Annotated in this window: 15 protein-coding genes and 1 pseudogene; all 16 read right to left on the bottom strand. The window is 45.4% G+C overall.

All coding sequences use genetic code 11. The features are described from left to right. Positions 1-820 (bottom strand): annotated as a pseudogene (locus tag BLR43_RS12900) (transglycosylase SLT domain-containing protein); the annotation flags it as partial. A gap of 44 nt (positions 821-864) precedes the next feature. Continuing rightward, positions 865-1,146 carry a phage tail assembly protein T gene (locus tag BLR43_RS12895; RefSeq protein ID WP_093071398.1) on the bottom strand — a complete coding sequence of 94 codons (282 nt, stop codon included), beginning with the start codon at positions 1,144-1,146 and terminating at the stop codon, positions 865-867. A 47-nt stretch (positions 1,147-1,193) separates the two neighbouring features. Further along, positions 1,194-1,559, bottom strand: a complete 366-nt coding sequence (locus tag BLR43_RS12890; protein WP_093071397.1) for a hypothetical protein — start codon at positions 1,557-1,559, stop codon at positions 1,194-1,196. A gap of 71 nt (positions 1,560-1,630) precedes the next feature. Continuing rightward, positions 1,631-2,053 (bottom strand): hypothetical protein, encoded by a 423-nt coding sequence (locus BLR43_RS12885; protein ID WP_093071396.1) that lies wholly within the window; start codon positions 2,051-2,053, stop codon positions 1,631-1,633. Between the two features lie 21 nt (positions 2,054-2,074). Further along, positions 2,075-2,434 carry a tail completion protein gp17 gene (gp17, locus tag BLR43_RS12880; protein WP_093071395.1) on the bottom strand — a complete coding sequence of 120 codons (360 nt, stop codon included), beginning with the start codon at positions 2,432-2,434 and terminating at the stop codon, positions 2,075-2,077. A gap of 17 nt (positions 2,435-2,451) precedes the next feature. Beyond that, a complete protein-coding gene (locus BLR43_RS12875; protein ID WP_093071394.1) occupies positions 2,452-2,868 on the bottom strand; it encodes an HK97-gp10 family putative phage morphogenesis protein in 417 nt (138 codons plus the stop codon). Next, a complete protein-coding gene (locus BLR43_RS12870; protein WP_093071393.1) occupies positions 2,861-3,193 on the bottom strand; it encodes a phage head closure protein in 333 nt (110 codons plus the stop codon). Before BLR43_RS12870 ends, BLR43_RS12875 begins: the two co-directional genes overlap by 8 nt. Position 3,194: 1 nt before the next feature. Beyond that, entirely contained in the window at positions 3,195-3,503 is a 309-nt protein-coding gene (locus BLR43_RS12865; RefSeq protein WP_093071392.1) for a head-tail connector protein, read from the bottom strand. Positions 3,504-3,589: 86 nt separating this feature from the next. Beyond that, on the bottom strand, positions 3,590-4,852 hold the full coding sequence (locus BLR43_RS12860) for a phage major capsid protein (protein WP_093071391.1): 1,263 nt from the start codon (positions 4,850-4,852) through the stop codon (positions 3,590-3,592). Positions 4,853-4,927: 75 nt separating this feature from the next. Further along, entirely contained in the window at positions 4,928-5,677 is a 750-nt protein-coding gene (locus tag BLR43_RS12855) for an HK97 family phage prohead protease (RefSeq protein ID WP_227674307.1), read from the bottom strand. Beyond that, on the bottom strand, positions 5,670-6,902 hold the full coding sequence (locus BLR43_RS12850; protein WP_093071390.1) for a phage portal protein: 1,233 nt from the start codon (positions 6,900-6,902) through the stop codon (positions 5,670-5,672). The genes BLR43_RS12855 and BLR43_RS12850 overlap by 8 nt, the downstream gene beginning before the upstream one ends. Position 6,903: 1 nt before the next feature. Continuing rightward, a complete protein-coding gene (locus BLR43_RS12845) occupies positions 6,904-8,649 on the bottom strand; it encodes a terminase large subunit (RefSeq protein WP_093071389.1) in 1,746 nt (581 codons plus the stop codon). Between the two features lie 6 nt (positions 8,650-8,655). Next, entirely contained in the window at positions 8,656-9,132 is a 477-nt protein-coding gene (locus tag BLR43_RS12840; RefSeq protein WP_093071388.1) for a phage terminase small subunit P27 family, read from the bottom strand. 104 nt (positions 9,133-9,236) lie between these two features. Beyond that, positions 9,237-9,680: an HNH endonuclease gene (locus BLR43_RS12835; protein WP_093071387.1), complete on the bottom strand. Its 444-nt coding sequence runs from the start codon at positions 9,678-9,680 to the stop codon at positions 9,237-9,239. Positions 9,681-9,815: 135 nt separating this feature from the next. Next, the gene (locus tag BLR43_RS12830; protein ID WP_093071386.1) at positions 9,816-10,220 is read right to left on the bottom strand and encodes a hypothetical protein; all 405 of its coding nucleotides are present in this window, start codon (positions 10,218-10,220) and stop codon (positions 9,816-9,818) included. 357 nt (positions 10,221-10,577) lie between these two features. Continuing rightward, a partial coding sequence (locus tag BLR43_RS13675) for a hypothetical protein (protein WP_167669416.1) occupies positions 10,578-10,840 on the bottom strand: 263 nt, incomplete at its 5' end.

The raw sequence follows: 10,840 nt of genomic DNA, 5'->3' as shown, positions 1-10,840 counted from the left end.
TTAGCATCTGACCAAAATTGTGTCCTGCAATACGTGCGGCATCAGCAGCATCGGCAGTACCGACTAGCTCACCAGCCGCATCTGACAATACAGGAATAAAACCAGCAACGAACTGTGTTTTAGCGCCGTCTACAGAAAGCTCTAATAGATCAACTGTTGCTTGTAATTCTTTAGTGGCCCTTATAGTTTCTGCATCCATAACAGCACCGGCGTTTGCAGCAGCATCTGCCCAAACGTCAAATCCTGCACCGCCATCGGCTAGTAGTGGTATTAAGGTTGTTGCGTCACTAGCCATCGCTTCCATATAAAAAGTCATCTCATTTTGACTGAGATTGACGCGTTCTAGGTTGTCATAATATAGTTGTAGTGCTTGTGGTCCTGATAGTTCTCTGAACTGCTCAGCAGTGACACCGATTTGTGGTGCGATATTTTCAAAAAAGTCGGCCATACCGCCGCCGCCACTTGATAAAAAGTCACCTATCTTGTCTGACGTGTCTTGAAATATTGCGCCTAGTGCATCTTGTTCGATACCCATTTTTTTAGCGCCGACAGTATAGCGCTGGATTTCTTTGATAGACGAGTTGGCAACATTGGCAGTATGTTGTAGTTCATTTGCCAGTGTGACTTGCTCTACGACAAGGGCAGTGGTCGCTGCGGCTGCGGCACCAATAGATGCACTAACAGCAGGGCCCATTTTATTCGCGGATTCGCGCATATCACTGAATGCGATTTTTGTCTGTGAACGGGCATCAGCAATAGATTGATTAAAACTGGCAGAGTTGGCAGCCAAAATGATTTCAAGACGGGATAAGACTGCCATTTTGTATCTCCATTAAAAAAGCCCCATCATTTCTGATAGGGCAATTATTCAGCAATATCAAACATTGCTGCCATTTGAGCAGTTTGTCGCTCTAATTTGGCGATTTGTGCCGCCCGTTCTCGACGTTCTATTTCATCCGGTGGCAGGGGGTCAGGATTGAAAGCAAGTATCTCAGACAGACTACCTTTATAACCGGCAGCGACTGCTTCGAGCCTTGCTGTCTGTACGTCACTACGATAGCCACCCCACGGGTCAAAGCTATAATAAGCCATCCATTCAACCAGCTCATCGTTTGATAGCTTGGCTGATAGTTCAGCTACTGTCATGCCAAGCTGCAAAGCAAGTTTAAATAAGAAGCGCCGATTGGGACGGCTTAAGAGTTTTTTGTAGCGGCCTCAATTTTTTCGGGACCAACATTGTTGAGTTCATTGTATTTCAAATGCACTGGTACCGTAATATAAGCTGGCCATTTGCTAATTTCTGGAATCTGTTCGTCAGTAAATAAGCGCTCACCTTTATCATCTACGACAGCATAAGCAAACGTAACGGCGCGCTGTGGGTATTGCTTAAGTTCGCTGTCAGAGTAGTATGCTTTCTTTTCAAACTCTTCACGTTCAGCGACAGTATGGATTTTGACATTGATATCACCATCCAAATGAGGATGGGGCATAGTAATATAGCCAGATGGTAGTTCAGCGACGCTAGCAGTGATAAGGGCAGCAGTTAGTTTTTTTGACATTTTATTATCCTAAGTTTTCAATAGTTTATGAGAGTGAAGCCAACAATGCTGTCAGCTTCATTTAGTGATGTTTATACGGTAGTGGTGTTGATACCTGAGACTTTCAGGGTGCCTTGCATACGCAGTTTTTTCTCTTTATCAGTCACCTCTTTCCACTGCATAAGCTGTGCAGTAAAGCTCTTTTTGCGCATAAGTTTGACAAACTCGTACTCAAAATCTGCATAACTGTTGTCGACCCACATCTCATCAAGCTTTTGGTGAGTGGGGTCTGTAGGGTCATAGACGATTTCAAAATCAATCTGTGAGTTTTTCTTAAAATCTACAACGACCTCGACCTCTTCCTGGTCGTCAGTTGCAGTGATCGTGTCGCTGGTTTTCTCAGAGGTTGGCGGCGCACAGTCTTGCAAGAGTGAAATCTTAGTAAATGTAGCGCCAGTACCATCTAAGTCGATATTCAGTCGATAGAAGCTATCAACGATGTCTTCTTTGGCCATAACGGTATTCCTTTTGTTTGATTAAAAAATAGTGCCCCAGATGCGGATATCTGCGGTCTGTCGATAGAGATCAGGATCAGGGAATGGACCTCGACCATTAAACGCGGTGCCTTCGATGTTTTCACTGATTTGTTTTAGTGCCAGTTTCATTGTGTCATTGGCTTCGCCATAAGTAGCGGCGTACACGTCGATTTGGATAGGCACACGCTCGTGTCCAGTGTGCCCCTCGTTGGTGGTAACGTCGATAGAAGTTATTGGTGTGTAGATAATGTATGGCTTGCCTTTGACGGTAGCGGCTGCGGTCTCTGGTACCTTTAATGGATACACACGGTTTTCTACCAAAGGGTCTAGCACTGATTTGATGAGTTTGGATGCGTCCATGTTTATCGCTCATATCATTAGTCTTGAGTCAGTTTATCGATGCGTTTGGCTAGCTCTTCGCTAAATAGCTGTATAGCGAGCTCAACATTCTGTTCAAATGCTGGTCGTAAGTAAGGAGTTGCTACCATTTTGCTAGTTCCGTGCTCTTTGAAGTGCCAATAGAATGGGTAAGGGTTTTTACGGCTCTTTTTGACGAGCACAGCAACCGATGGCATATCGGCTTTTTTAATACGTTGCCGTCCAATCGCTTTTTCAAGATCACCTTCATCTTTGGGTGCGCGTTTTTTTGCGTCCTTCATGATGGGTAGCGCGGCTTTCATCAAAGCGCCTTCGAGCGTTTTTTTTTGCGTTGATAGGGTTAATTCTGCCAAAGCATCGTCTAACTCGTTAAGCCCAAGTACTTCAAACTCAACGTTCATTAAATCGTTAGACATTAGATACCTTACATATAATGATTTTCTTGTTGTCAGTAGGGACGGGCATTACCGTAATTAGCTCGTAAATCTGGCCATCATTAAGATTTTTTATTTGGTCTGTCTGGTTAATATCTGTCTGCAAATCCACATGTAATTTGGCAGTGATCGTCATACCCTCTGTGTGTGCCTGAATAACAGCATTGGCAGATAATGGTAGCCATTCGCAAAATGTTTGAGAAACTTGAGTGAAGGTGGATATTACAGCGCCATAGTCATCTTGAGTCGTAGTCGCTCTTAATATGCCGATGGGTGTATCAAGCTTACCTCGACTGATCTTTGCCATGTCATACTCCCATCTTGCGATATTTATTCAGCAGTCTGTCGAGCGCGTGGTTCATGTGTAGCTGCTCAGTTTGCTGAGCTTCACGGTTTTGGTACAAATCACCAATGACCAGCAACGCGGCGTGTCTTAACGATTCTGACAATTGACCAGATGGTGTTAAGCAGATGTCGTCTGTTAGCTCGCGATCAAGCTCATCAGCGATTAATTGAAATGACGTGGGGATAAGCCCCGCAATATACGTATCATCCATCTCGTGCGTCACGCGCAAATGTGATTTAGCTTGCTCAAGCGTAATAGATGCAGTAATCATGGATGATGCCTATATTGAGTTAGGATAAAAAAAGGCCGCTGGCAGACGTGCTACCAGCAGCTAGGAGAAGCGTTTCAAATAATTATCTATTCTGAAGGTCCGACGTTGACCAGGTCACCCGTCACAGCAGCATCAGGCATGACAACACCAAAGGCAGCACGCATTTCAGCACGTATTGTTACCAAGTTTTTGCGGAAGTTGTCAGCATCTTCAGTAGATAGCTCAACAGTTGCATCTTGACGAAGATAACCTTCAGTCGCCATTGAGATGTTGCCGGTCCAATGTTTGCCGATAGGCATTGCGGGAGACTGCATAACTTTCAGACCCCAAATAACGGGCTGTACCGCAGAGCCTGGCGAACCAAACAAGTAATGCCCGTCCGTGCCTTTAGTCTGTTCCATTTCTGCCCAATCTTGCGGGTTCAGAATGACGGTCTCAGGCGGCAAAAAGTTCGCATAACCTTTTGCTTTAGCAGTGCTGATCGTATCGATTGCATTATCAGCGGCAACTACAGTCAAGCTGTTACCGGCTTTCATCAAGCCTTTAAAGCTTTTGGTATCGCCGTTGATGACCAAGTATTCAAGTTTCAAGCGCAAGCCATATGACATACGACCTTCGATATACGCAGCCAGTGCTGGGGCGTCGTCAAGCACCTGCTTACTGACACGTACCCAGTGCGCGATCACGTCGACTTCTAGCGAATCAATACCAAACTCAAGCGTGGATTCAGGTTTAAGTTCGCCTTCTGGCACAATATCTGCCATAAACGAGACAGCAGACTCACGCATATAAGGGATTAAGTCGGCGCTCGTTGGTATCCAGTTGATCATATTAACGATGGTCAAAGGACTTTCAGTCGTTGGCACCATCTTAGCGTTATTGATATTGACTGCATTATCGATACCGCTAATCATGATCGTATTGCGTGCTGATACACCGTCGATTTGTACTGTGCCGCGCGCGTTCTTGATCGCTTTGATTTCGTTCGATAAGCCTTCATTGCGAGAGAGTAGGCCACCGATGCTATTTGGGTCAAGTTCACCGTCTTGAACGCCTTTGACCATGCGCTGCTCAAGCTCTTCAAAGCGCGCTGATAAGTCGCTGACTTCGCCAATACCATCTTGTAATTCTTTGATAGCGGCGTTACGGGTTTCAGCATCGGCTTTATCATCAGTAAGTTGCTTTTGCTTATCTTCGATGAGTTTGTCGATTGTGGTCAGTCGAGACTTCAATTGACCAGCTAACTTTTCATACTCATCCTTAGATGAGCTGCCACCGGCATCACGGGTGCTAACACCTGCTAGACCAGCCATTGCGCCAGCTAAGGCTGCTTGTTTAATATCACGCATAGGAATATCCTTTTGGGTAAAAAAATAGCTACCGATAGGCAGCTTTATTTTAGGTTTGGGTTGAGTTGGCTAAATCTATGAATCTAAAAAGGCAAACGGGTCATCATCAGGCTCAGGAGCAGTGTGGCCACCACTCCCAATAATACTGTCGAGCTTAGTTATAAAGTGTCTAGCATCGGCTTGATCAAGGCCCAGCTTAGTTAGCATATCCGCTGCGTCGCGCTCATCAGCTAAGTTATTAATAGTCTCAGCTTGTCGGTTGAGCCTTGCACTTCGGTCTGACGGCTCATCGACAGGACTAATCTCGTAAAGGTCCGCACGATTAATGACGATATGGTCGCCCATATCTTCAACATCGATATCATTGATGGGGTAAAACGCGATAGATAAACCGTCTACCGTTTCGTGTTTGACCATAGCGCTAACATCATTAGCCAAAGACAATCCTGGAGTAAACTCACCTTTAACACGTAGGCCGATATCATCTTCAACAATTTCGATGTATTTACCTATTCGCATGGCGGCGCGGGCATCAAACATATTTTTCCAACCGTGGTTGTAGTACATATGGATGATTTTTTCACCGCTATCAAAGCGAGCAATCATATCGGTAAAGGCACCGCGCGCGAACTTCTCTCCGTAGGTGTTAATGCTATCCCAGCGCACCGCGTAGCCCTCAAATATATGAGTAGCGGTGCTACCGTCTTTGGGCTCGACAAAGCGTATCTGAGCGTCATTAATTGCCATACGTCGGGTGCTAACTGAATCCAGCAGCTCACTGCGGCTATCGCGACAGTGCAGCGTTTGCAGTGAGTGTTTATTCATCTCTAGTTACCTTTTGTTGATTTGGTTGTTGCTTAGCTATGGCTTTCATTGGAGCAAAGCCTAGTTGCATGTAAAGCTCATCACCGCCGTCTTTTTCTTTCCAGCCTTCAGCGCGGCGTATCTCGTTCGGTGTACGCTGACCGGTTGAGATTTCAGTGTTATACATCTCAACGCGCTCTTTGCGGCTTGAGCGTAAGATAGCATCAGCATCAATCTCAAACTGATATTTATCCCAGTCTTTACGTGGTACCAGCGATGTCAGCATCGATAATTCAAGCCGCTCAAGATAGGGTCTCAGATTGAATTTGTGAAAAGCTTCGATAATAGAAGCAATACCGCTGCCCCAGTTGGTTGACTGAGTACTATCATTAATCAAAATACTTGGTACTCCAAACATTCGCGCAATCTCTTCGAGACTAAATCGCCGCGTGGCTAGTAGTTCGATATCACTAGGAGTTAAACTTATCGCTTGAAACTTCATGTCAAGTGGCAGCACTGGCATAAAAGTTTCATCGCCACTCGTTAAATCGCCCATTTCTTTACGCAATGCATCGCGCTGGTCAGCGTTGGGGCTGCCTTTTGTCATTAATGCGCCAGTGGGCTTTGCACCGTTTTTCATAAGTGATGTTATTTTGTCGTCTGATGCGTCTGCTACGCCAACCGCTTTGGCGGCATGTTGCAAAGGAGAAAGTCCTTTGATGCCGTTGCCAAACAGCTTGACATGCCAAATATCTTCTTCTTTAAAATCACGAGTGACAGCAGACGTGATTTGTTGCCGGTAGATGACATCGTCATTTTTTAAGATGACAGTCATGTTTGATGAGTTGATAATATCCAAGCTAATAATACGAGAGTTTTTATCGCCTACACGGGTGATTCGAGTATAAGCATTACCGTCGCTGACCAAGTTAAGCATCAGCTGCTCCATAAACTCAATGCGATTTTGACGCTTATTGGGTTTATATCTGAGCAGCTTAATAATGTCGTGGTTTGCTTTGCTATCTAGTAGGCCGTTCTTATCTTTAACGTACATCTCGATAGGCATACTAGCGATAGTTTCAGCGAGTAGTCTTATCGATGCAAAGACAGCAGTCACCGTCATTGCACTATCAAAGGTGACTGGCTTAGCTGTTTTAGTGACAGTGCGAGTAGCGTTTTGATTGCCGTCCACGGGGTCACGCGGCGCGTAACCAAACCATGCGGCCACGGTTTGCATAATTGCCATGTTATCCCCTGAAGCTTACAAAGTCGTTTAAGTAGTCGCCAAGCTGTGTCTCAAAATCTTGACTAGGTAGGTCGCCAGTTTCGTCGTAGTATTGCGCGCGGTTGGTAGCAATGATTGCAGCGACCGCGCCGTCGATTTTACTGGCGTCTGATTCCTTACGAGGGAATATGTTATCGTTTGCATCTTTTTTGACAGTGACGTTGCCCATACACCAGCGCAAGATTGGATTGCCGTCGTGATGCACACGCTTTGAAGTCAAGAGAGCTTGTAAATGTTTCATTGGCTCGCTTAGATAAGCAACGCGCTGCGGCACTTCGACCATATTGAGACCTTGCTCATTTAGACGCATTGCCAAATATGTTGCGTTAAAAGGATCGTAACCCGTTTCTTGCATATCATAATTTGCTGCATCATCAACAATGTCGCGCTCAATGCGCTCAAAGTCAGTGATATTGCCGTCGGTAACAGTTAGCCAGCCTTGGCGTTCCCATTCGATAAAACGTTTTTGATTTGGATTGTTGGCGTTGTCTAGTTGGGCACGGTTGATATAAAAATTTGCAAACAAGTAATAATATGATTCGCCATCTATCTTTTTGACAAATAATTTAACGCGTGATGCCAAATCGACTTTGGACGCTAAATCAAGACCACCAAAGCATGGGTAGTTTTTAAAATGTTCGGGTTTCAATGTTTTGTCGGTAGCATCATCCCAATCTTGCATGTTGAGCCAACCGCTACGAGCGGCTACCCAGACGCATAAATGCTTGGTTAAAAAGTCAGCTTGAGCATCAGGGCTAACAGCGGCGCGTTGGTACTCCGCTTCGAGCGCGGCTTTATAAACTGAGACACCGTAGTTGGGGTTTGCTTTGCGCCAACTCTTAGGGTCACGCCAATCATCAGCATCGTCTATCGTATAGATAATGCCAAAGTAACGGTCATGTGATTCAAGCCCAGATAAAACCTTGGCGACCAAAGTGCGTTGCTCGTAGCAAACACCGTCTAAAATAAAACCGGCTGTGGTGATAGCGAATAGAAGCGGCTGCTCACGCGCACCCATGCCTGTAGCCATGACTTCATAAGTATCGTTTGATTTATGAGCATGTAGCTCATCGATGATAGCGCCTTGAACGTTTAGACCGTCCAAGTTGCCCCCGTAATCACGACTGACGGCCTTAAATGTTGATGCGGTGCCGATTGAGCTAACCGCATGGGCCGTGACTTCAATACCCATCGCTTTTTGCATATCTGGGCGTTTTCGCACCATACTTTGCGCTGTTTCAAACACAATGCGTGCCTGGTCACGAGTGGTTGCGGCCGAATAAACTTCCGCGCCCATCTCCCCATCGGCAAAACATAGGTATAAGCCGATGCCAGCAGCCAATGTTGACTTAGCATTTTTGCGTGGTACTTCAACATAGGCATAGCGATAGCGGCGTTTACCATCAAAATCTACCCAACCAAATAAGTTGGCGGCGATGAATATTTGCCAAGGTTCAAGCAATATCAATTCGCGCTTGTTAGCCAGTTCGCCTTTGACGTGTGGCAGCAGCTCTATAAATCTGCAAGCCTTTGCAGCAAGCTGACTGTTAAACTCAAATTCAAAACCTGATTCGTTGTCAGCTCGTTTGAGATCGCTCAAGTGGCGTTGGCACGCTTGACGCACATAGATGCACGCATCAATAGTGCGATCGACTACATCTGTTGCGTATTGCATCGCGATATTAGCGTAGGCAATAGCATCTGACATAGTTTTTTAACCTTGTTTATTGAACTCTCCAAAATCATCGTCGCCAAACAAATTGCCTTGAGCGACATCGACTTTGATACTGGAGCGGGCAGCAGGAGATAGACCAAACTCGCGGCCTAAGGATATAAGCTGTTTTTGTAATGTGTTGCGGATACTGACCAGTGCGGTCTGGACCATAAAACCGTTTGGTGTTGTACCAATCCAAGTATCGATATTTTCAAGCTTGGTACAGACGTCACCGTAACGCGCTGACGTCTCGGCATACGCGCCAAACAAATCGCCGTCGATAACTGATAGCAATCCGAGTGCGACCAATTGTGGTGCTATCTTGTCCCACTGCTTGCGTGATTTGACGTCGAGCCAGTCAGGGCAGGGTGGTATAGCTAGTGTTGGTTGAGCAGCGTTGCTGGCAGCTTCACGGTCGCTACGGACACGGCTACCTTGCAACACTTTGAGCTGCGTCGGTTTACGTGGACGAGACATAGTGTCACCTGAGAATAATTATTGTTTGAAGGGGTATACCCCCTACAGAGTTTTGACCATGCGAAAAAAAGCTTGGGGGCGGTGGTCTCTGGGGGCAATCGGGTTTACTTTTTACCCCACCCTGCCTTGAGCTGGGCGACATCATAATCAGATAATTTATTATCGATGGTCGTTGTTTTGATTGAGTGACATGAGTAGCAGAGAGGCTGCCAGTTTGTCTGATCCCAAAACAGTTCGTGGTCGCCGCGGTGGGGTATGATGTGATCAACTACATCAGCGCCAGTAATGATATTTTGCAACATGCAATTTCTGCATAATGGCTCGTCAGCTAAATATAATTCACGAGCTGAGCGCCACCTGGCATCGTATCCACGCTGAGCAGATGATGGTCTGTTATCTATGCGTTTAAGCTTGGCTGGTTCTGCTTGCTTGATTTGCTTTGCTTTTTGATGCTTAGGTTTAGGCTTATGTATCCTGCAAACGCCATTGGCACCAGCACTGGCGTTGCAACCTGCATGGCTGCAAAGCTTGGTAGGCATCATTGGCATAAGGATTGCCCATAAAGAAAGCCCGCTGCGGGGGCAACGGGCTTAACTGGTGATGTTTGGTTGATGCTGCCGTGTGCTTTACGATTAGGCAGGAACTTCGAATATGAGAAATCTTAGGTGAAACTGTTCCATTAATCAAGTAACCTCTGAATAGCCAACTACTTGTAATTGTATCTTAGCCCTTGCTGCTACTGCGTTCCGGCTCATATCATTTAGTATAAATTCGATGTGATCAGACATCTGATTGCGTGACCAAGTTGCTTTTGATATAGATGCAAACGCGGCACGCTCGTTACCACTCCAAGCATAGCCAATCGTTTCGTTGATTGGGTACTGGCATTCAGCCAAAGCAGTACAAACAATCTTATTGATATATTTTTGCGGTACCGCTTTATTTAATAATTTGGTTGAGTAGGTATCTGTCAGTCTTGCTTGGATGGTCGAATCAAAGCCGTGGTTTAAATAATGATAGCAGTCAGACTCTATATCGCTTAGGTTTGCATAAGCTTCTGCCGCTGCTCGTAAGTACTCTTGACGCATGATAAATATCCCCCGGTATTTATAGCCAATATAGAAGCGTGTGCATAGTTACGTCAAGATGTGCAGGGTTGGGTTTTAAACTATGCACATCTACAGCCCTTGTCATTACTGGTTTATAAGACTGATGTTCATAGTGTGCATAGTGTGCATAGTTATTTTTACGCACGAGAATAAAAAAAATATTTGTCATTGATTGTCTTATGATAGTAATAAAATAAATATTTCCCGCGCGCGCATACGAAAAAACCCTGCACACTATGCACAGGGTTGCTATAAGCTATATGGGGTAAGGTCTGTAGACGTGCATAGTTTGTTTTTATACTATGCACATGGGGTGCACACTATGCACATGGTTGGCTATTTGGGGTCAAGTTTATGACCGATAGCGTTCTTCATAAGCTGAATTTGCTTACCAAGCCATATTTGTTGGTTGGCTGCTTCAGCTGTAGGGAACACAGATGGCATCTTGACGGCAATAACCGTCGCTTGAATCACTCGATTAACAGTAGGCAGTTGGTATCTTAGCCGCTCTTTGTGCTCACGTCTACCAATATATGTCATTAATTTGGTTTTAGTAGTGCCACGTTCACCGCCTTTACGGCACCAGTGCTGGTAGTAGT

Source organism: Psychrobacter pacificensis (genome assembly GCF_900101915.1).
Classification (GTDB): domain Bacteria; phylum Pseudomonadota; class Gammaproteobacteria; order Pseudomonadales; family Moraxellaceae; genus Psychrobacter; species Psychrobacter pacificensis.
This window is presented reverse-complemented; position numbering and strand designations above follow the sequence as displayed.